19 protein-coding genes are annotated in these 20,241 nt (G+C 74.0%); 13 read left to right on the top strand and 6 right to left on the bottom strand.

All coding sequences use genetic code 11. From position 1 onward, the window contains the following. Nucleotides 1-98: 98 nt before the first annotated feature. Both DTL70_RS16955 and DTL70_RS16950 read right to left on the bottom strand, forming a co-directional pair. The gene (locus DTL70_RS16955) at nucleotides 99-380 is read right to left on the bottom strand and encodes an Lrp/AsnC family transcriptional regulator (RefSeq protein WP_114022769.1); all 282 of its coding nucleotides are present in this window, start codon (nucleotides 378-380) and stop codon (nucleotides 99-101) included. Continuing rightward, nucleotides 377-1,120, bottom strand: a complete 744-nt coding sequence (locus DTL70_RS16950; RefSeq protein ID WP_114022768.1) for a rhomboid family intramembrane serine protease — start codon at nucleotides 1,118-1,120, stop codon at nucleotides 377-379. The genes DTL70_RS16955 and DTL70_RS16950 overlap by 4 nt, the downstream gene beginning before the upstream one ends. 207 nt (nucleotides 1,121-1,327) lie before the next feature. Between DTL70_RS16950 and DTL70_RS16945 the strand changes: the two genes are divergently transcribed. The 5 genes from DTL70_RS16945 to DTL70_RS16925 all read left to right on the top strand — a co-directional run bounded on the left by DTL70_RS16945 (nucleotide 1,328) and on the right by DTL70_RS16925 (nucleotide 7,139). Beyond that, nucleotides 1,328-1,567, top strand: coding sequence for a hypothetical protein (locus DTL70_RS16945; RefSeq protein ID WP_114017220.1), 240 nt, complete (start codon nucleotides 1,328-1,330; stop codon nucleotides 1,565-1,567). Between the two features lie 55 nt (nucleotides 1,568-1,622). Then, entirely contained in the window at nucleotides 1,623-3,056 is a 1,434-nt protein-coding gene (locus tag DTL70_RS16940; RefSeq protein ID WP_114022767.1) for an NYN domain-containing protein, read from the top strand. Between the two features lie 350 nt (nucleotides 3,057-3,406). Further along, a complete protein-coding gene (locus DTL70_RS16935; protein ID WP_114022809.1) occupies nucleotides 3,407-4,438 on the top strand; it encodes a C40 family peptidase in 1,032 nt (343 codons plus the stop codon). Nucleotides 4,439-4,734: 296 nt separating this feature from the next. Beyond that, the gene (locus DTL70_RS16930) at nucleotides 4,735-5,793 is read left to right on the top strand and encodes a C40 family peptidase (RefSeq protein ID WP_181860953.1); all 1,059 of its coding nucleotides are present in this window, start codon (nucleotides 4,735-4,737) and stop codon (nucleotides 5,791-5,793) included. A gap of 62 nt (nucleotides 5,794-5,855) precedes the next feature. Next, nucleotides 5,856-7,139, top strand: coding sequence for a hypothetical protein (locus DTL70_RS16925; protein WP_114022766.1), 1,284 nt, complete (start codon nucleotides 5,856-5,858; stop codon nucleotides 7,137-7,139). Here the strand turns inward: DTL70_RS16925 and DTL70_RS16920 are convergent. Then, nucleotides 7,078-8,466, bottom strand: coding sequence for a glycosyltransferase 87 family protein (locus DTL70_RS16920; RefSeq protein ID WP_425470373.1), 1,389 nt, complete (start codon nucleotides 8,464-8,466; stop codon nucleotides 7,078-7,080). The two genes, DTL70_RS16925 and DTL70_RS16920, sit on opposite strands and share 62 nt — an antisense overlap. A gap of 233 nt (nucleotides 8,467-8,699) precedes the next feature. Here DTL70_RS16920 and DTL70_RS16915 point away from each other — a divergent pair, with 233 nt between their 5' ends. Continuing rightward, entirely contained in the window at nucleotides 8,700-9,842 is a 1,143-nt protein-coding gene (locus DTL70_RS16915) for a glycosyltransferase family 4 protein (protein ID WP_114022764.1), read from the top strand. 109 nt (nucleotides 9,843-9,951) lie between these two features. Here the strand turns inward: DTL70_RS16915 and DTL70_RS16910 are convergent, their stop codons facing one another. Further along, a complete protein-coding gene (locus DTL70_RS16910) occupies nucleotides 9,952-11,763 on the bottom strand; it encodes an AMP-dependent synthetase/ligase (protein ID WP_114022763.1) in 1,812 nt (603 codons plus the stop codon). 377 nt (nucleotides 11,764-12,140) lie between these two features. On the opposite strand from DTL70_RS16910, the gene DTL70_RS16905 reads away from it, so the two are divergent. The 6 genes from DTL70_RS16905 (at nucleotide 12,141) to DTL70_RS16880 (ending at nucleotide 17,675) form a co-directional block, all read left to right on the top strand. After that, the gene (locus DTL70_RS16905; RefSeq protein ID WP_114022762.1) at nucleotides 12,141-12,902 is read left to right on the top strand and encodes a metallophosphoesterase family protein; all 762 of its coding nucleotides are present in this window, start codon (nucleotides 12,141-12,143) and stop codon (nucleotides 12,900-12,902) included. A 253-nt stretch (nucleotides 12,903-13,155) separates the two neighbouring features. Further along, nucleotides 13,156-13,641 carry an SRPBCC family protein gene (locus DTL70_RS16900; protein ID WP_114022807.1) on the top strand — a complete coding sequence of 162 codons (486 nt, stop codon included), beginning with the start codon at nucleotides 13,156-13,158 and terminating at the stop codon, nucleotides 13,639-13,641. Between the two features lie 23 nt (nucleotides 13,642-13,664). Next, nucleotides 13,665-15,002 (top strand): ArsA family ATPase, encoded by a 1,338-nt coding sequence (locus DTL70_RS16895; RefSeq protein WP_245979419.1) that lies wholly within the window; start codon nucleotides 13,665-13,667, stop codon nucleotides 15,000-15,002. 101 nt (nucleotides 15,003-15,103) lie between these two features. After that, nucleotides 15,104-15,775 carry a DUF5304 domain-containing protein gene (locus DTL70_RS16890; protein WP_114022761.1) on the top strand — a complete coding sequence of 224 codons (672 nt, stop codon included), beginning with the start codon at nucleotides 15,104-15,106 and terminating at the stop codon, nucleotides 15,773-15,775. Between the two features lie 98 nt (nucleotides 15,776-15,873). Next, nucleotides 15,874-16,815 carry an ROK family glucokinase gene (locus tag DTL70_RS16885; protein WP_114022760.1) on the top strand — a complete coding sequence of 314 codons (942 nt, stop codon included), beginning with the start codon at nucleotides 15,874-15,876 and terminating at the stop codon, nucleotides 16,813-16,815. Nucleotides 16,816-16,832: 17 nt separating this feature from the next. Beyond that, the gene (locus DTL70_RS16880) at nucleotides 16,833-17,675 is read left to right on the top strand and encodes an endonuclease/exonuclease/phosphatase family protein (protein ID WP_114022759.1); all 843 of its coding nucleotides are present in this window, start codon (nucleotides 16,833-16,835) and stop codon (nucleotides 17,673-17,675) included. Nucleotides 17,676-17,716: 41 nt separating this feature from the next. Here DTL70_RS16880 and DTL70_RS16875 read toward each other — a convergent pair whose 3' ends face one another. Both DTL70_RS16875 and DTL70_RS16870 read right to left on the bottom strand, forming a co-directional pair. Continuing rightward, nucleotides 17,717-18,313, bottom strand: a complete 597-nt coding sequence (locus DTL70_RS16875; RefSeq protein WP_114022758.1) for a hypothetical protein — start codon at nucleotides 18,311-18,313, stop codon at nucleotides 17,717-17,719. Next, nucleotides 18,300-19,097: an alpha/beta hydrolase gene (locus DTL70_RS16870; protein ID WP_114022757.1), complete on the bottom strand. Its 798-nt coding sequence runs from the start codon at nucleotides 19,095-19,097 to the stop codon at nucleotides 18,300-18,302. The genes DTL70_RS16875 and DTL70_RS16870 overlap by 14 nt, the downstream gene beginning before the upstream one ends. A gap of 233 nt (nucleotides 19,098-19,330) precedes the next feature. On the opposite strand from DTL70_RS16870, the gene DTL70_RS16865 reads away from it, so the two are divergent. Beyond that, complete coding sequence (locus DTL70_RS16865) at nucleotides 19,331-20,164, top strand: lysophospholipid acyltransferase family protein (RefSeq protein WP_114022805.1); 834 nt, start codon at nucleotides 19,331-19,333, stop codon at nucleotides 20,162-20,164. Nucleotides 20,165-20,241: the final 77 nt, after the last annotated feature.

Genomic DNA, 20,241 nt, shown 5'->3' with positions numbered 1-20,241 from the left:
ACCGCAGCCCCTGTGACCTCACGTCAGGAGTCTTTCAGCCCCACCCGCGCACGCCGGCGTGCGGCACCGCCCGGACCCGTCGCCTTCGAGTGTCCGGCTCAGGAGTCCAGGCCGATGGCGAAGGCCGTCTCCAGGTCGTGTTGGGAGTAGGTGCGAAACGCGATGTGGGTCTCGGTGGACTGGACGCCGGGGACCTTGCTGATGCGGCCGGGGATGATGTCGGCGAGGTCGTCGTGCTCGGCGACGCGGACCATGGCGATCAGGTCGTGGGCACCGGTCACGGAGTAGACCTCGCTGACACCGTCGATGGCGGCGATCTGCTCGGCGATCTCGGGGATGCGCTCGGTGCTCGTCCGGATGAGGACGATCGATGTGATCACGGCTTGGTCTCTCCCTCGCACGCCGGGGTTGGCCCGGTCACTGTAGCCCGGCGGTAGCTCAGCCAGACGAGGAGGAAGCCCAGCGTGAAACCGACCACATGTACGAGGTAGGCGACGCCCGGGCCGCCCTCGTCCCGGCGCGTGGCCAGCCACTGGAGGGTGAGCCAGAAGAGGAGGACCACCCAGGCGGGGAAGCGCAGCGGGAGGAAGAAGAGGAAGGGGAAGACGCTGGTGACCCTGGTGCGCGGGTACAGGTACAAGAAGGCGCCCAGCACGGCGGAGACCGCTCCCGAGGCACCGACCAGCGACTGGCCCGAGGCCGGGTGCGCCGCCGCGTAGCAGAGCATGGCCACGTAGCCGGCGCTCAAATAGAGGAGGGCGAAGCGCACCGGCCCCATGCGCTGCTCGACCGCCTTGCCGAAGACGCTGAGGAACAGCACGTTCCCGAGCAGGTGGAGCCAGTTCCCGTGCAGGAACAGCGCGGTCGCAGGGGTCAGCAGCGGGCGTGTGGCGCCGCTCAGCAGCGCGCGGGGCACCACGCCCCACCGGTCGAAGTAGCCGGACTGCGCCTGCGCGAGCGCCCGCCCCGTGCCGTAGGACGGGACGAGCCCGGAGGCAGGACCGATCAGGAAGAGCAGGCCGCAGCAGCAGATCAGGGCGTACGTCACGAGGGGGCGCGGCCCCCCGCCGCGGCCCCGGGTCGCGGCGGCGGCGCGGTCGGTGCCGTCGGTGCCGTCCATGACGGGATCATGACGGCTCGCTCGCTGGGCATGCTCCTCGACACACGCACGGGCACGCGGACGGCCCCAGGCCGTAGGGTTGACGGCACGTGACGCCTTCCCGCATGTCCGTGACGTGTCCACGAGAGCGCACGGAAGGCGGAAGCGCGCACACCGACCGATCCGACCCCAAGGAACACCGACCTCAGGAATCGAGGACTCACGACGATGGCGGTCCCCACGCCCACGGACGAGACCCGCTGGCGCTGCACCCTGTGCGGCAACCTGACCCGGTTCGATGTGACCCGGTCCAGCAAGGTGGTGGAGTACGTCCATCTGGACCTGGCCGGAGCGCCGAAGGTGGAGGAGCGCGAGGTGCTCAGTGAGACCATCGAGTCCGTGCGCTGCCGATGGTGCAACGCCGTGGACCAGATCGAACTGGTGGACCGGCCCAGCGCTCAGGTGTAGGGCTCGGACAGGACAGGGCTCGGGAAATCAGGGCGTGAGACGGCAGGTGTGACCGGTGGAGGAACGGACGGGCGGCGAGCCTCGGCGGCCGAAGAAGGCTGCCGAGGCGCCCCCGGGGCCGACCGGTCCTGACACGGGCCCTCAGCCGCAAAGCGGCCCCGACGGACGTGACGCGGACGCCGAGGGCCTGGAGCGGCCACTGCCGGAGAAGGTGCGCCGGCGCGTCGTCGCGTTCACCGGCGACGCGCTGGGCGGACTGACCGTCGCACAACTGCCGCCCCCGCTGCGGCAGTACGCGCGCTTCACCCCGCAGCGCCGCGTCAAGTTCGGCGGCAACGCCATGGCGGCGGCCCTGGAGTCGGACGCCGTCTTCCGGCAGCGGATCGCCTCCCGGCTGCGCGAGCGGCTGCCCGAGCTGGCGGGCGCGCTGGACGAGGGCGCCCCGCCCCCGGCCGCCGACCCGGTCGACGTGGCCGCCGTCGGTTACGTTCTGCGGCCCGCAGGATGGGCGAAGCTGGTCGCCGCCGCGGGCGAGGAGGCCCAGCGGGCGCAGGCCGAGCGGGCGGGCGAGGAGGCGCAGCGGGAGCTGACCAGGCTGCGCGAGGAGCTCTCCCACGCCAGGAACGCCGCCCGCGACGACGCGGAGCGGGCGCGGCGCGACGTGGAAACACTGCGCAAGGAGCTCGACGGCACCCAGCGCAGGCTGCGCAGCGCCCAGGCGGACGTGCGCCGCGGTGAGGCCGCGCTGCGCAAGGTGCAGTCCGAGCTGGAGGTGGTGCGGTCGGCCGCGGGCGCCGACAAGGCGGCCTCCGACAGCGAGGTGCGGCGCCTGAAGTCCCGGCTGGCGGAGAGCGAGTCGGCGCTGGAGGCGCAGCGCCGTGCGGCGCGTGAGGGCCGCAGCGTCGAGGACATGCGCGTGCGGCTGCTGCTGGACACGGTGCTGGACGCGGCGCAGGGGCTGCGCAGGGAGTTGGCGCTGCCGCCGTCCGAGTCGCGTCCGGCCGACACCGTCGAGGCGGTCGAGCCGGGCCGGATGTCGCCCAAGGACGTCGCGGCCAGGGCGCTGTCGGCGACGGATCCCGCGCTGCTCGACCAGTTGCTGGCGCTGCCCCAGGCGCATCTGGTGGTGGACGGCTACAACGTCACCAAGACCGGCTATCCCGCGATGCCGCTGGAGAAGCAGCGGCTGCGGCTGCTGGGGGGCCTGGCCGGGCTGGCGGCCCAGTCGAACGCGGAGGTCACCTGCGTGTTCGACGGCGCTGAGCTCGCGGCGCCGGTGCTGCTGGCACCGCCGCGCGGGGTGCGGGTGCTCTTCTCCAAGCCGGGCCAGACGGCGGACGAGCTGATCCGCCGGCTGGTGCGCGCCGAGCCGCCGGGCCGCCCCGTCGTGGTGGTCTCCAGCGACCGCGAGGTGGCGGACGGTTGCGCGGCCGCCGGCGCCAGGCCCGTCGCGGCGACTCTTCTCCTCAAGCGCCTCGCGCGCACGTAGGGCGCCCGCGAACGAACACGGGTCCGGGTCTCCGGGTGTGGCCTGCATCACGGTCCCTCGCCCTGTCGCGTGTGCGAAGCGTGAGGCCGTGCTCGCCCTGAGTGGGAGGCGGGTAAAGAATGCGGCCGTGAGTCATCTTTTTCCTGGAGGGATTTGATCCGATCACTACGCGTGGCTAATCTCTGGCTTCGAACCTCCGCTCGGGTGATCACCTATCCGGGGTGACGGCGGAGGACCGCCTCGTTCCGTCGAGTTGAGACCGCCGCCCCCGTCGGGTGGTGTGGTCCGGCGACGCGGAGCCGGAACTGACCGACCGGCAGGCGGCTGAGAGGAAGAAGGAGCTCGCCCCAGTGGCGTCCCACCGTCGTCCCAAGCAGCCGAACCGCGCTCGCGTCAGTGTCCTCACCATGACCGCCGCCGCGGCCGTCGCCCTCACCTCCCAGGCGGCACACGCCGACCCGCAGACCTCCAAGAAGAGCGTCAAGGAGAAGGTCGACAAGCTCTACGAGGACGCCGAGGCCGCCACCGAGAAGTACAACGGCGCCAAGGAGAAGCAGTCCAAGCTCTCCACGGAGGTCGAGAATCTCCAGGACAGCGTCGCGCGCGGCCAGGGCCAGCTCAACAAGATGCGCAACCAGCTCGGTTCCGTCGCCACCGCGCAGTACCGCACGGGCGGTATCGACCCGTCGCTGCAGCTCTTCCTCTCGTCCGACCCGGACAACTACCTGGACAAGGCCTCGGCCATGGACCAGTTGAGCACCAAGCAGACCACCGCGCTGAAGAAGATCCAGGGCAAGCAGCGGAGCCTCGCGCAGCAGCGCAAGGAAGCCTCCGGGAAGCTGAAGGACCTCTCCAGCACGCGCACGGCGCTCGGCAAGAAGAAGAAGGAGATCCAGGGCAAGCTCTCCGAGGCCCAGACGCTCCTCAACTCGCTGACCGCCAAGGAGAAGGCGAAGCTCGCCGCGAAGCAGAAGCGCGCGGACCGGGCCTCCAGCGACCGTGCCGACCTCGGCGACGTGAAGCCCGGTTCGGGCCGCGCCGCCGCCGCGCTGGCCGCCGCCAAGACGAAGATAGGCAGCCCCTACGTGTGGGGCGCCACCGGGCCGAGCTCGTTCGACTGCTCGGGGCTGACGTCCTGGGCGTACCAGCAGGCGGGTGTCTCGCTGCCGCGGACCTCCCAGGCGCAGGCGAGCGCCGGCACCCGGATCGCCAGCCAGAGCGCCCTCAAGCCGGGCGACCTGGTCCTCTTCTACGGCGACCTGCACCACATCGGTCTCTACGCCGGCAACGGGCAGGTGCTGCACGCGCCGAAGCCGGGCGCCTCGGTGCGCTTCGAGGCGATGGGCAACATGCCCTTCCAGTACGGCGTCCGGGTGGGCTGAGGTCTCCGGCTCGCGCGCGGGTGACGGGCCAGGGCCCGCACGCGGATGGCGCGAGCGGCGGGAGGGCACCGGCCGCCCCACGATCAACAGCCAGTGTGATGACCGCTAAACGTCCTTCGTACGGGTGAAAGCCTCCGACTGCGGATGACCCGGGAGCCACCCCGGTGACCTGCGTGATCGCCGAACGCCGCACCGCGCGCCAGGACTTACCGGCCGTGAGCGGTCCTTTGCCGTCAGTGAGGGCACGGCTACATTCTGCGGGCGCACGTCGCCTAGCGGAAGGAACGCGTCCTCCAGTGGCATCCCACCGGTCCCCTCGACGTACCTCGCCGCCCGCGCAGAGCTGGACCGCGCGGGTCACCGTGCTGTCGGCCGCTGCCGCGGGTGCGGCGGCCGCGCTCACGCCCGCGCCCGCCGGCGCGGACCCCGGCGCTGACAAACCGTCCGCCAAGAGCGTCAACGCCCGTATCGACGGCCTCTACGAGCAGGCGGAGGTCGCCACCGAGAAGTACAACGGGGTGGCGGAGCGCGCCGGCAAGCTGCGCGAACAGGTCTCCGACGCGCAGGACGCCGTCGCACGCGGCCAGTCGAAGGTCAACCGGCTGCGCGACACGCTCGGCGGCCTCGCGGGCGCCCAGTACCGCTCGGGAGGCATCGACCCGGCGCTGACGCTGATGCTCACCTCCGACCCCGAGGGCTATCTGGACAAGGCCACCACCCTCGACCGGATCGGCAGCCGCCAGATGCTCAAGCTGCGCCAGTTGCAGACCGCCCAGCGGAATCTGCAGCAGCAGCGCACCGAGGCCGCGGGGAAGGTCGAGCAGCTCGACGGGTTGCAGGACGCGCTCAGCCGGCAGAAGAAGAGCGTGCGCAAGAAGCTCTCGGCCGCCAAGCGGCTCCTGGGCCGGCTCACCGCGCAGGAGCGCGCCGAGCGCGAGCGCGCCTCCAGGGGCGGGCGCGGTGCCGACGGCGGCTCGAAGGTGGGGTCCGGCGGGGCCAAGGCCTCCTCGGGCCGTGCCGCCGCCGCTGCCGCCGCCGCGAGGTCCGCCGTCGGCCGCCCGTACGCGTGGGGCGCGGCCGGACCCGGCGCGTTCGACTGCTCGGGGCTGACGCAGTGGGCGTACGCGCAGGCGGGCACCTCGATCCCGCGTACGTCGCAGGCGCAGCGCTCGGCGGGCCGCCAGGTTCCACTCGGCGAGGCCCGCCCCGGCGACCTGATCGTCTACCGGGACGACGCCAGCCATGTGGCGATGTACATGGGCAACGGACAGGTCGTGCACGCCCCGCACCCCGGGGCCCCGGTGCGCTACGACCCGGTGGGCATGATGCCGATCTCCTCCGTCACCAGGCCCTGACCGCCCCACCTGCCGCACCGCCCCACCGGCCGCCGGGGCCCCGCGCCCGTACCCTCGATGGGGTGAACAGGCCACACGGAGCCCCCGGCGGGCGCGCGGTCCGCCGGGGGCTCGTGCCGGTCCTGCTGTGCGTGCTCGGCGCCTGCGCCCCGGCCGCCGGCGACGCGGGGGACGACGGCGGGGACGTCCGCCCCTTCCAGACCGTTCTGGACGGGCAGGCCGCCGCCGTGCGCGAGGGCGACAGGGCCGGCTATCTGGCCGCGCTCGACCCGCACGCCGACCGCTACCGCGCCGAGCAGCGGCGGGTCTACGCCAACCTGCGCAGGCTCCCGCTGGGGGAGTGGGGCTACCGGGTGGCGGACGTCAGGCGCGACGGCGACGAGGCCACCGTCCGGGCCCGGCTGCGCCACCGCCTGGCCGGGTACGACCGGGCCGCCACCACCGAAACCGAGCGGCTGCGCTTCGTGCGGCGGGACGGCGACTGGCGCCTGGCCGGGGAGGCGTCCGGCAGCACCACGCAGCTGTGGGAGCAGGGCACGGTGACCGTCGTGCGCGGTGAGCACTCTCTCGTGCTGGGTGTGGGCCGTAAGCGGTCGGCGCTGCGCGCCCTGGCGGGCGCCGCCGACCGTGCGGTGCCCGCGGTGGCGGGGACGTGGCCGCGCGGGTGGACCCGCCGGACGGTGCTCCAGGCCCCGTCCTCCACCGAGGCGATGGGCCGCCTGTTGAGGTCTCCCGCTTCTTCCTATGCGGGGATCGCGGCCGTCACCACGGGGGAGGCGCAGGACGGGGCCGGGCAGGGGGACGCGCCCGCCGACCGCATCGTCGTCAACCCGCGGGCGTTCGCCGCTCTCAGCGAGCAGGGCAGGCAGGTGGTCCTCACGCACGAGACCACCCATGTGGCGACCCGGCGGCAGACCACCGGTGCGACGCCGATGTGGCTTTCCGAGGGCATCGCCGACTGGGCGGGCTACCGCACGGCGAAGCTCACGCCGCGCCGGGCGGCGCCCGAACTCGCCCGCGCGGTGGACGATCTGGACGCGGGCCGTGGCGGGTCCTCGCCGCTGCGGGCGCTGCCCACCGAGGAGGACTTCCGCTTCGACAACGACCCCACCCGCCTGGCCCGCGCCTACGAGGGCGGCTGGCTGGCCTGCCGGATGGTGGCCGAGGAGTGGGGCGCGGACGCGCTCGTCGCGCTCTACGACCGGGCGGGCCGCGAGGACGGCGGTGAGAGCGCGGGACTGGACGCGGCGCTGCGCTCGGTGCTGGGGGTGGGCCGGGAGCAGTTCACCGACCGGTGGCGGGCGTATGTGACGGCGCAGCTGGGCCGGGGTCCGTCCCGGGGCTGAGCGGCCGTACCCCGTCGGGGCCGCGCATCCCCGGCAGGGCGCCGCCCCGGGCGCCGTCCGTGCCGTCCCGGTCCGCGCCGCCGTCGTCCTGGTCCTCCTCGTCGTGCCGGCCTTCCCTGCCGTCCTGGCTGCCGGCCCGGTCCTTCCGCGTTCCGGTCACCGTCGTACGCCACAGCCGTCCGCAGGCGAGCACGGCGGCGGCCACCAGCAGCGCGTTGCGGACCGCCAGCACCAGCAGGCCAGGTCCCTCGCCGGTGACCACGTCGGTGAACCAGACGGGGAACTCCAGCTGGGTCAGCCCCGTCGCCGCCAGCACCAGCCAGGCCGGCAGCGCCTGGCGGCCGGTGCGCAGGGTGAGGCAGACGGCGGCCAGCCCGACCAGCCAGATCAGGTACTGCGGAGAGAGCACCCTGCTGGTGACGACGAAGACCAGCACGGCGGCCAGCGACGCCTGTGCCGGGGTGTCCGGTGCCCAGGTACGCGCCCGCAGCCGCCACAGCAGCAGCCAGCCGAAGCACGCCCCGGTCACGACCATGGCCGCGTCGGTCACCAGCCGCACCCCGGATCCGACGAACTCCATCGAGCCGTACCGCAGCAGTACCCGGCCGTCCCAGTCGAAGAAGTACCGGGCCGCGTGCAGCGCCAGGGAGCCGACCGACTCCACCTCGGTGCCACGGCCGCGCTGTCCGGCCAGGAAGTCCAGGGAGCCGGGCATGGTGGCCGCGAACCCGGCGGCCAGCACCACTGCGGTCGCCAGCGCGGTGAGCCAGACGGTGCGGGTGGTGCGGCCGCGCCGGGTGCCGAGCAGCAGCAGGATCGGCCACACCTTCACCATCGCGCCGAGACCCGCCAGCATCCCGCACATCCGGGGGTGGCGGGTGGCGGCCAGCAGCGCGGCCACGGCGAGGGCGGTCACCATCAGGTCGTAGCGCGCGTACGCGGTCGGGCCCAGCAGCGGTACCCCGGCCACCCACGCCCACACGCCGGCCCGGTGGCGCGGCCGGGCCGCGTCGGCGCGGGCGTCGCGCGGATTGCGGCGCCGGACGGCGTACAGGAGCAGCGCGAGGACCGCCGCGTCGGCGGCGCAGGCCAGTACGAAGAAGGCGGAGGCGTAGTCCAGCAGGCCGGCCAGCAGCCCGGGGGAGAGGATGACGAGGGCGGCGGCCGGCGGATACTGCCAGGTCACGTCCTGGGAGGGGAACGCGCCGGCGCTCAGCTGCTCGAACCAGCCGTGGTAGATCACCGAGACGTCGGAGGTGATGTCCATGCCGCCGGGCACCGTGAAGACCTTGCACACGAAGGCCAGCAGCACCGCCCGGGTGGCCACCCAGACCACCGAAGGCGCCACCACGCCACGCCGCTGTGTCCCCGGCGTCCCCGGCGTCCCCGGCGTCCCCGGCGTCCCCGGCGTCCCCGGTGTCCCCGGCGTCCGCTGCGCCCTCGGTGGTTTCGGTGTTCCCGGCGTCGTCGTCCCGCCGCGCATCCTGCCCATTCCCTCGCTGTGCCCGCCCGCGCCCGCGCCAACGGCCCGCGCGCCCGCGCGCGGTACTGTCGGCGGCGATGCACAAGACCCTCATCGTCACCAACGACTTCCCGCCCCGTCCCGGCGGCATCCAGGCCTTCCTGCACAGCATGGCGCTGCGCCTGGACCCGTCCCAGGTCGTCGTGTACGCCTCGACCTGGAAGCGGGGCCGGGAAGGTGTGGAGGCCACCGCGGCGTTCGACGCGGAGCAGCCTTTCACGGTCGTGCGCGACCGCACGACGATGCTGCTGCCCACTCCGCGCGTCACCAAGCGTGCCGTCTCGCTGCTGCGGGAGCACGGATGCCGCTCCGTGTGGTTCGGTGCCGCCGCCCCCCTCGGCCTGATGGCGCCCGCGCTGCGCCGGGCGGGGGCTGAACGCATCGTGGCGACCACGCACGGGCACGAGGCCGGCTGGGCCCAGCTCCCCGCGGCCCGTACCCTGCTGCGGCGTATCGGCGAGGGCACCGACACCCTCACCTACCTGGGCGAGTACACCCGCAGCCGGATCGCGTCCGCCCTCACCCGCCAGGCGGCCGCCCGGATGGTGCAGCTGCCGCCGGGCGTCGACGAGAAGACCTTCCATCCCGACTCCGGGGGCGGCGCGGTCCGCGCCAGGCTGGGGCTGACCGACCGGCCCGTCGTCGTGTGCGTCTCGCGGCTGGTGCCGCGCAAGGGCCAGGACACGCTGATCGACGCCATGCCGCGGGTGCTGGCCGCCGTGCCCGGGGCCGTGCTGCTCATCGTCGGCGGCGGCCCCCACCGCGCCGATCTGGAGAAGCGCGCCGCCTCCCACGGGCTGACCGACGCGGTGCGCTTCACCGGGCCCGTCGCGTGGGAGGAGCTGCCCGCGCACTACGGGGCGGGTGACGTCTTCGCCATGCCCTGCCGCACCCGGCGCGGCGGACTCGACGTCGAGGGCCTCGGCATCGTCTACCTGGAGGCCTCCGCCACCGGCCTGCCCGTCGTCGCGGGGGACTCGGGCGGGGCGCCCGACGCGGTGCTCGACGGCGAGACGGGCTGGGTGGTGCGCGGTGGCGCGCCCGAGGAGACCGCCGACCGCCTCGTCGAACTGCTGCGCGACCCTCAGCTGCGGGCCCGCATGGGCGCCCGCGGCCGCCGGTGGGTGGAGGAGCGCTGGCGCTGGGACCTGCTGGCGGACAAGCTACGCGCCCTGCTGTGAGCCCGCGCCGGCGGCCGATCTTCGTGCCGCACCTGACGGCCGCGCAGGCCCGGCTCGGGTACCGGGCGGAGCGGAGCGGCACCGTCCCGGCGGACGGGCAGGCGGTGCCCTACCCGGCGTAGATGGCCTCTATCTCGTCGGCGAAGTCCTTGGCCACCACGCCCCGCTTGAGCTTGAGGGAGGGGGTGACGTGGCCGGACTCCTCGGTGAACTGCGCGCGCAGCACGCGGAACTTGCGGACCGACTCGGCCTTGGAGACGGCGCTGTTGCCCTCGTCGATGGCGGTCTGCAGCGCGGCGAGGAGATCGGCGTCGGCGAGCAGCTCCTCGTGACTGAGCTGCTGCTTGCCGTGCTCGGCGGCCCAGCGGGGCAAGAACTCCTCGTCCACGGTCAGCAGCGCGCCGACGAAGGGGCGCCCGTCGCCGACGACCATGCACTCGGCGACGAGCGCGTGGCCGCGGATGCGGTCCTCGATCACGGCGGGGGCGACGTTCTTGCCGCCCGCCGTCACCAGAATCTCCTTCTTGCGCCCGGTGATCGCCAGATAGCCGTCGGCGTCGAGGGTGCCGAGGTCGCCGGTGTGGAACCAGCCCTCGGCCAGCGACTCCTCACTGGCCTGCGGGTTGTTCCAGTAGCCCGTGAACAGGTGCTCGCCGTGCAGCAGGACCTCGCCGTCGTCGGCGATCCGGATGACGGAGCCGGGCAGCGGCTGCCCCACGGTGCCGATCTTGGGCCGGTCGTAGGGGTTGAAGGCCGTCGCGGCGCAGGACTCGGTCAGCCCGTAGCCCTCCAGCACGGTGAAGCCGACGCCGCGGAAGAAGTGGCCGAGCCGCTCGCCCAGCGGGGCGCCGCCGGAGATGGCGTGGGTGGCCCGGCCGCCGAGGACGGCGCGCAGCTTGCTGTAGACCAGCTTGTCGAAGACCCGGTGCTGGAATTTGAGCTTGAGGGAGGGCCCCTCCGGGTCGTCCAGGGCGCGGCTGTAGGCGCCGGCGACCTCGGCGGCCTTGTCGAAGATCTTGCCCTTGCCACCGGCGACGGCCTGGGCGCGGGCGGAGTTGAAGACCTTCTCGAAGACGCGGGGCACCCCCAGCACCATCGTGGGCCGGAAGGCGCCGAGTTCGTCGGTGAGGGTCTTCAGGTCGGACACGTGGCCGAGTTTGATGGGCGCCATCACGGCAGCGACCTGCACCAGACGGCCGAAGACGTGGGCGACGGGCAGGAACAGCAGCACCGAGCCCTCGCCCGGCTGGAACATCGGGCGCAGCCGTTCGACGACGTTGCCGCACTCGGCGAAGAAGCTGCGGTGGGTGAGCACGCAGCCCTTGGGGCGGCCCGTGGTGCCGGAGGTGTAGACGAGGGTGGCCGGTGAGTCGGCGTCGGCGACGGAGCTGCGCTCCTCCACCGTCTCGTCGGAGATCGGGGCGCCGAGGGCGGCGAGTCGGGCGACGGCGGCCTCGTCTTGCGAGGCGGCGGGCTCGATCTGCCACACCTCGCGCAGCGCGGGCAGCCGGTCGCGGACGGATTCGACGGCGGCGGTGTGCGCGTCGGTCTCCACGAGGCAGGCGACGGCGCCGGAGTCGCCGAGGATCCAGGAGATCTGCTCGGGGGAGCTGGTCTCGTACACGGGGACGGTGACGCCGCCCGCGCTCCAGATGGCGAAGTCCAACAGGGTCCACTCGTAGCGGGTGCGCGACATCAGACCGACGCGGTCGCCCGGCTCGATGCCCGCGGCGATCAGCCCCTTGGCGGCCTCGTGGACCTCGGCGAGGAAGCCGGCGGCGCTCAGATCCTCCCAGCGGCCCTCGCGCTTGCGTCCGATGACGGGCAGGTCGGGGTGGCGAGCCGCGTTCCGGCGGATGAGGTCCGTCAGGTTCCCCTCCGCGGGGACTTCGTAGAGGGCCGGAAGGCTGTACTCGCGCAAGACTGCTGCTCCTCGTCGGCGCGCCAAGAGGGGAGGGCCGCGGGGTCGGCCTCCATTGGCTCGGCTCCCGGTCCGCGGGACGGTCCTGCGATCCCGGAAGAATGACGGCCCGGACGTTACCCATCGGTACGGGCATGGGGGTAGAGGGTGACGCGTAGATGTCTTGTGCGTCACAGGTGGAGTTGGCCGATATGCAGCCTAGTCGAGGCGTTCGGGGACACGGAAGCCGCGAGGGAAGAGAGCGGTAAGAGCGGACGTACGGTGCTTTTCGGCCGGCTCCGGTCCGGACCCCGGCCGGCTCCCGGCCCGCGGGGGTGCGCGCCGGCGCCCAGGTCGCCCCCTCCCCGCCCCGCCAGGACCGCTCTAGGGTGGGGCGCATGCGAGTCCACGTAGTCAGCGACGTACACGGCAACAGCGAGGACCTCGCGAAGGCGGGCGAGGGTGCGGACGCGCTGGTCTGCCTGGGAGACCTGATCCTCTTCCTCGACTACGCCGACCACTCGCGCGGCATCTTCCCCGACCTGTTCGGCGTCGAGAGCGCGGACCGCATCGTCGCCCTGCGCACCGCCCGCCGCTTCGACGAGGCCCGCGCCTACTCCCGCCGGCTGTGGGGCGGACTGGACCGCGAGGCGGCCACGGAGGCGGCCGTACGCAAGCAGTACGCCGAACTGTTCGCGGCCTTCCCCACCCCCACGTACGCGACCTACGGCAACGTCGACATGCCGCCGCTGTGGCCGGAGTACGCGCGGGCGGGCGTCAACGTCCTCGACGGGGAGACCGCCGTCATCGGCGGGTGGCGCTTCGGCTTCGTCGGCGGCGGGCTGCGCACGCCCATGAACACGCCCTACGAGATCGACGACGAGACCTACGCGGCGAAGATCGCCGCGCTGGGCGAGGTGGACGTGCTGTGCACCCACATCCCGCCCGAGGTGCCCGACCTGTGCTACGACACCGTCGCGCGCCGCTTCGAGCGCGGCAGCGCGCAGCTGCTGGAGGCCCTGCACACGCTGCGCCCGCGCTACCACCTGTTCGGACACGTCCACCAGCCGCTGGTCCAGCGCATGCGCGTCGGCGCGACCGAGTGCGTCAACGTGGGCCACTTCAACGCGACCGGCACCCCGTGGGCGCTGGAGTGGTGAGCGGCCGCCACGCGTGGGCGCCTAAGCGGTGAGCGGCCGGCGGTCGTGGGCGCCGGAGCGGTGGCAGCCGGGACGGGTGTGACAGGCGTGGCGGAGGCGGCGGTGAGGAGGGCCACGCCCCGCCCGGCGTCGGGCCGCCGGACGCGCGGTAGCCTTCCACCGCAGAGACTCCCCGCGCCACGACGGGCATTCGCGCGGTCTTTCCGCGCCACGGCGGGCATTTCGGACACGGGTACATCGGAGGGCCATGGCGATGGCGGAACACACCAGCTCGAGCATCACCGTCGACGCGGCACCCGAGGCCGTCATGAACGTGATCTCCGACTTCCCCCGCTATCCGGAGTGGACCGGCGAGGTGAAGGAGGCCGAGGTCCTCGGCGAGGACGAGCGGGGCCGCGCCGAACAGGTCCGCCTGCTGCTGGACGCCGGGGCCATCAAGGACGAGCACACCCTCGCCTACGAGTGGATCGGCGAGCACGAGGTGCGCTGGTCCCTGGTGAAGTCCCAGATGCTCCGCTCCCTCGACGGCGTCTACCGCCTCGCCCCGCTGGCCGGCGGCGAGCGGACCGAGGTGACCTACCAGCTCACCGTCGACGTCAAGATCCCCATGCTCGGGATGATCAAGCGCAAGGCCGAGAAGGTCATCATCGACCGCGCCCTCGACGGCCTCAAGAAGCGCGTCGAGTCGGGCGGCGCCCAGGGGTCCGCCACGTCCGGCACGGACAAGGACGGCAACTGACCGGCGGGCGCCCGCAGACCCTCCTGGTCACCGGCGCGGGCGGAACGGGACGCACCACGGTCGCCGCCGCCACCGCCTGCGCGGCCGCGGCCCAAGGGCACCGCACCCTGCTGCTGAGCCCCGAGCCCGCCCGCCGCCTCGCCGCGCTGCTGACCCCCGGCGCCGGCGCCGACGACCCGGTCCAGGGCGGCACACCCGCCGCCCACGTGCCGGGCACCGACGCCTTCGAGGCCGTCGCCGGGGTGCCGGGACTGTGGCTGGGGCGGGTCGAGGCCGGCGAGGAGTTCCGCAGGCAGGCCGTCGACCTCCAGCAGCGCGGCAAGACCGTGCTCGACCTGCTCGGCGCCGTCCCCCTCGACGAGGACGAGCTGACCGAACTCCCCGGCGCCGGCGCCTTCGCGCTGCTGCGCGCCCTGCACGCGGCGCACCGCACCGACGCCCTTCCCGCCGCGGCCGCGGACGGCTGGGACATCGTCGTCGCCGACCTGCCGCCCACACCCGAAGGCCTCAACCTCCTCGCGCTGCCCGAGCAGCTCCGCCGCTACCTGCGCCGCCTCGTCCCCGCCGAACGCCAGACGGCCCGCGCGCTGCGGCCGATACTCGCGCAGCTGGCCGGCGCCCCCATGCCCGCGCAGTGGCTGTACGAGACCGCCACCCGCTGGTCGAAGCAGCTCGCCGCGGTCCAGGAGATCGTCGACGCGCCCACGACGGTCGTCCGGCTGGTCACCGAGCCGGGACCGCTGGCGGCCGAGTCCCTGCGCACCGCGGGCGCCGGGCTGCGGCTGCACGGGCTCGCGCTGGAATCCGTCGTCGCCAACCGGCTGCTGCCCACCGGATCTTCCGACAGGTGGCTGGCCGCACTGGCCGGACAGCAGCAGGCCGCGCTGCGGGAGCTGCGCGGCACGTGCGCGGCCGACTCCGTTCCGCTGTGCGAGCTGCCCCACCTGGGCCGCGACCCGCGCGGGGTCGAGGACCTGACGGCGCTGGCCGACGCGGCCCGCACCGCCGTCGCGCCCGAGGCGGGCGGCGGGGGCGAGGGCCTGCGACCGCCCGCCGGAGCGGACACCGCGCCGGACACCGACGTCGCCTACGGCTGGGTCGAGGACAGGATCGCCGAGGACGGCACGCTGGTGTGGCGGCTCCCGCTGCCGGGAGCGGACCGCGACGAGCTCGAACTGGTGCGGCGCGGCGACGAGTTGACCGTCGGAGTCGGCCCCTACCGCCGCGTCCTCGCCCTCCCCTCCGCACTGCGGCGCTGCCGGGTGAGCGGCGCGGGCCTCAAGGGCGGCGCACTCGGGGTCCGCTTCACACCGGACCCGCAGCTGTGGCCCCAGGGCCCCGACGCGGACCCCCGGCCCTGAACCCCTCCCCGCCCCCGCTCAGGACCTCGGATCGGCCCCCCGTTCAGGTACCGTCGAACCTGCACCAGCCCAGCGACCCCCTTCGCCCGTAGGAGCCCGCCATGAGCGATGACGCCGAGCGCCGCGACGCCCCGGATCCCGACGCCTGGGCGACCGCGTGCGAGGAGGACCTGAACGCCGAGAAGGCCCGCCGCCGCGCACGGTACGGCCCGCCGCCCACCAGCGCCGCCGAGGAGCTGCGGCGGCTCGCCGACGCGGTGACCGAGAAGGTCACCGAGATCGGCAAGCCCTTCGTCGGCGCCGCCGGGTCCGCCGCGGCACAGGGCGTGGCACGGCAGCTGTTCGCGCAGGCCAAATCGACCCTGGAGCCGGTCGTCGAGCGCAACCCGGAGTTCTTCGACCACCTCACCGCGGCGGGCGGCGAACTGCTGGCCGCCTACCGCTCGGTCGTCGAGGAGTCGGAGCGCCGCTGGTCCACGCCCAGGGACGCGAACGCGGCCGATCCGGCGGCGGGAGCCGAGCGCGTCGACCGGATCGACGTGGAGGAGGCGGCCGACCTCTCAAACGCCGCCGACCTGGACGCGCGCGTCGTCGACGAGCAGCGCGTCCCCCTCGACAAGGACGGCGCCCCCGGCGACGACGGCCGCGAGGGCGAGGGCGAAGTCACCGGGGACCGCCCCGAGGAGAGCCACGGCCGGGACGGGGAGCGGGGCCGGGACGAGGCCGACGGCACGCAGCCCGGGGGCTCGGGGCGGCCGGGCGACGACGGCTGAACCCGCCACAGCCCTGCGGGCGTGACGGTGCCCTGCGTGTCGGGGCCCTCCGGTACGGTTTACGGCGGCGGGGATCAGACCGGACGACCGAGGGACACATGGGACTCACAATCGGGGTCGACATCGGCGGCACGAAGATCGCGGCCGGCGTTGTCGACGAGGAAGGCACGATCCTCGAAACCAGCAAGGTGCCCACGCCCGACACCCCGGAAGCCGTGATCGACGCCATCGCGGACGCCGTACGCCAGGCCAGCGCCGAGTATCAGGTGGAGGCCGTCGGTATCGGCGCCCCGGGATACGTGGACGACAAGCGCGCCACCGTGCTGTTCACCCCCAACCTCAGCTGGCGGCACGAGCCGCTTAAGGACAAGGTCGAACAGCGCATCGACCTGCCCGTCGTGATCGAGAACGACGCCAACGCGGCCGCCTGGGGCGAGTACAAGTTCGGCGTCGGCACGGGCCACGAGGACGTCGTCTGCATCACCATCGGTACGGGCCTGGGCGGCGGCACCATCATCGGCGGCAGGCTGCACCGCGGCCGGTACGGCGTGGCCAGCGAGTTCGGCCACATCAGGATGGTCCCCGACGGACTGCTGTGCGGCTGCGGCAACCAGGGCTGCTGGGAGCAGTACGCCTCGGGGCGGGCGCTGTTGCGCTACGCCCAGCAGCGCGCCACGGCCACCCCCGAGCGCGCCGAGACCCTGCTGAGCCTCGGCGACGGCACCACGGAGGGCATCCAGGGCCGCCACATCAGCGAAGCGGCCCGGCAGGGCGACCCGGTGTCCGTCGACTCCTTCCGCGAGCTCGCCCGTTGGGCGGGCGCGGGCCTCGCCGACCTCGCCTCCCTCTTCGACCCCGGCGCCTTCATCGTCGGCGGCGGCGTCTCCGACGAGGGCGAGCTCGTCCTCGACCCGATCCGCAAGTCCTACCGCCGCTGGCTGGTCGGCAGCCGCTGGCGCCCGCACGCCGAGGTGCTGGCCGCCCAACTGGGCAACAAGGCGGGCCTCGTCGGCGTCGCGGACCTGGCCCGCCAGGGCTGAGCGGAGCGGGGAAGCGGATGGAGGAGGACAGACGCGGCGCGCCCGTACCGGTGGGCCCGGGCGGGCTGCCGGCGTCGCGGACCGAGCCGGACGGCACGACAGTCGTCCGGCTGCTCAGCTACAACGTCCGCTCCCTGCGGGACGACACCGAGGCGCTCGTGCGCATCGTGCGGGCCTGCGCGCCCGACATCGTCTGCGTGCAGGAAGCCCCGCGCTTCTTCCGCTGGCGCAAGCACGCCGCCCGGCTGGCACGTCGCACCGACCTGACGTACGTCACGGGCGGTGCGACGGCCGCTGGGCCCATGATCCTCGCCTCGCTGCGGGCCCACGTCGAACACACCGAGGACGTGCTGCTGCCCCGCACCCCGGGGCTGCACCAGCGGGGCCTGGCCCTCGCGCGGCTCCGCTTCGGGCCCGCGTCCGGCGGCCTTCCCCCGGTCAGGATCGGCGTCGTCAGCTTCCACCTCGGCCTCCAGGCCGCCGAGCGGCACCGGCAGGCCGTCGCACTGCGGGAGCGGGCCGCCGGACTCGCCGAGGGGACGAGCGGAGTCGTCGCCGCGGGCGACGTCAACGAGCGGGCGGGCGGCCGTACCTTCCGGCTGCTCGGCCAGGCACCCCCCGAGGGGCAGCCGGGCGCGGGGCTGCGGGACGCGTGGGCGTCGGCGCCGTGGGGCGCCGAGCACACCTCCACGCCCCGCGAGCCGGTCCAGCGCATCGACGCCGTGTTCGCCACCGAGGGCATCGAGGTCCTCGGCGCGGGTGTGCCCCGCGGGCTCCCCGGGGTGAGCGACGGTGATCTGGTGGCCGCCACCGACCACCTGCCGGTGCTGGCGGCACTGCGGGTACGCCCCGGGGACTGACCTGGCGGCGGGCCTCGCCCCGGCACGCCGGGCCCGCCAGGTCACACGACGGCGCCGCGGCCCGGGTCGTCCCAGTCGTCGTCATCGCGGCCGTCGCGCAGCCGGGTCAGCAAGGTGGCGAAACCGCCGAGGAAACCGCCGACGCCGAGCGTCACGATCCACCACGTGAGGTCGGCCTGGAGCAGGATCGCCCCGAGCAGCAGCAGCGGCCCGCCGATGGCGGCCAGCCACGCGAACTTCGTCGCCACGTCCGTCTCGGGCAGCGGCGGCGGCTCGGGCGGCTCGAAATGGCCCTCACCCTCCTCCTCGGCCGTCTCCCAGTCGCGGGGCCCGGCCGGCCCCGTCCCCGCGGCGTAGACGGTGAAGCTGCGCACCCGCGGTCCCGGCGGCGCCTCCGGTTCGCTCGGATCCGGCGGCTCCTTGTCCTGCGCGGGCCGCGACGCGGTGAGGGTGTCGCTCTCGTCGTCGCCCGAGCCGCCGGGCGGGTCCGACTCCAGGGCCGCTCGCGGACCGGGTTCCGGATCCTTGGGCTCCTCCCCGTACGCGGCGACGATGGCCGCCCACGCGGCCTCCTCCTCGGGAGGGAGAGGCGAGCCGTCCTCGCGGGGCTCGCCCTCCTCCGGGTCACGCCCCGTCACGTGCCCCCGCCCCCCGCGTCGCGGCGGCCGGTGCCCCCGCGGTGAGCCGGTCGATGAATCCGCGCGTGTCGGCGAAGATCTGTTCGGCGTCGTGGTCGAGTGTGGCGACGTGGAAGCTGTGCTCCAGCACCGTCTCGGTCACATCGACGGAGGAGACGCGGCCGAGGACGAGCGCCGAGTCCGAGGGCGGCACCACGTGGTCGGTGCGGCTGTGCGCGAGCAGCAGCGGCTGCGTCACCCTGGGCAGGTCCCGGCGCACGACGCGGTGGTAGGCGCGCAGGGCGTACGCGGCCCGCGTCGGCACCCGGTCGTAGCCCAGTTCGTGACGGCCGCCCTTGGCGATGTCGTCGGTGATGCCGCGCACGGACCTGAGAAGGAACCGCCCTGCGGGCACGGCGTAGCCCTGCACCCTGGGGAAGGTCACCGAAGGGTTGACGACGGCGACGCCGCGCACCGCGTCCCCGTGCAGCGCGGCCAGCCGCAGCGCGAGGGCGCCGCCCAGGGACAGGCCGCAGACGAACACCGCCTCGCAGCGCTCGCGCAGCAGCCGCAACTCGCGGTCGACGGTGGCGTACCAGTCCTCCCAACTGGTCATCGCCAGGTCCTCCCAGCGGGTGCCGTGCCCCGGCAGCAGTGGCAGCGAGACGGTCAGGCCGTGCCGCGCCAGGTCCTCGGCCCAGGGACGCAGGGACTGCGGCGACCCGGTGAAGCCGTGACAGAGCAGCACGCCGGTCGCTGATCCGTCGCGGCGGTACGGCTCGGCTCCGGGGAGGATGGGCGGCACGGTGGGCCTCCAGGGGCTCAGCGGGAAGGCGTGCTGCCACCCTAATTCGTCGCCGGGGACTGCGGCAGTGTCCGCGGCTCCCCGCGCCCCGGCCCGTGCCGGTGTACGGCCACGGACGCGCGCGGGCGGGGCGGGGAGACGAGAGGGGCGACGAGGTGAGCGCGCGTGCGCGAACGGCGGCGGGATAGGGTCGGCAGGGTCCCACGAAGGAGGTCGCGGTGTTCTACGGGGCGATGAAGCTGTCGGTGGGCAGCGCGTTGAAGCTCACGTTCCGGCCGTGGGTCGAGGGCCTGGAGAACGTGCCGGACGAGGGGCCCGCCATCCTGGCGAGCAACCACCTGTCCTTCTCCGACTCCTTCTTCCTGCCCGCCGTTCTCGACCGCAAGGTCACCTTCATCGCGAAGGCCGAGTACTTCACCTCGCCGGGGCTCAAGGGCAAGCTGACCGCCGCCTTCTTCAAGGGCGTCGGCCAGCTGCCGGTCGACCGCTCCGGGGTGCGCGGCGCGGGAGAGGCCGCCATCAGAAGCGGGCTCGAAGTGCTGGAACGCGGCGAGCTGTTCGGTATCTACCCCGAGGGCACCCGCTCGCCCGACGGCCGCCTCTACCGCGGCAAGCCCGGCGGCCTGGCGCGGGTCGCGCTGCGTTCGGGCGCGCCCGTGATCCCCGTCGCGATGATCGACACCGAGAAGATCCAGCCGCCCGGCCAGTCCGTGCCCAAACTCATGCGCCCCGGCATCCGGATCGGGGCCCCGCTGGACTTCGGCCGCTACCAGGGCATGGACAACGACCGGTTCATCCAGCGCGCCGTCACGGACGAGGTCATGTACGCCATCCTGAAGCTGTCGGGCCAGGAGTACGTGGACATCTACGCCACGGCGGCCAAGCGGCAGCTCGCCGAGGCCGCGAAGGCCGCGAAGGAAGCGGAGAAGACCGCGCAGAAGGAAGCCGCGGGACAGGGCGGCGACGCGGAGAGCGACGGTGGCGCAGGCGACCGCGCGCGGGGCGACGGGGGCGAGGGGGAAAGCAGGGGCGAGGGGACCCACGGGAGCAACGGCCGGGCCGCCTAGGCACGTTCCTCGTCCGGTCCGGGGCCCGCGAGTCCGGGCAGGAACACGAGAGACCCCGAGGGCGGACGCCCGGGGTC

It is taken from the genome of Streptomyces diacarni, assembly GCF_003323715.1.
GTDB classification, from domain to species: domain Bacteria; phylum Actinomycetota; class Actinomycetes; order Streptomycetales; family Streptomycetaceae; genus Streptomyces; species Streptomyces diacarni.
The sequence above is the reverse complement of the archived record's forward strand: the minus strand, read 5'-3'. Positions and strand labels throughout refer to the sequence as shown.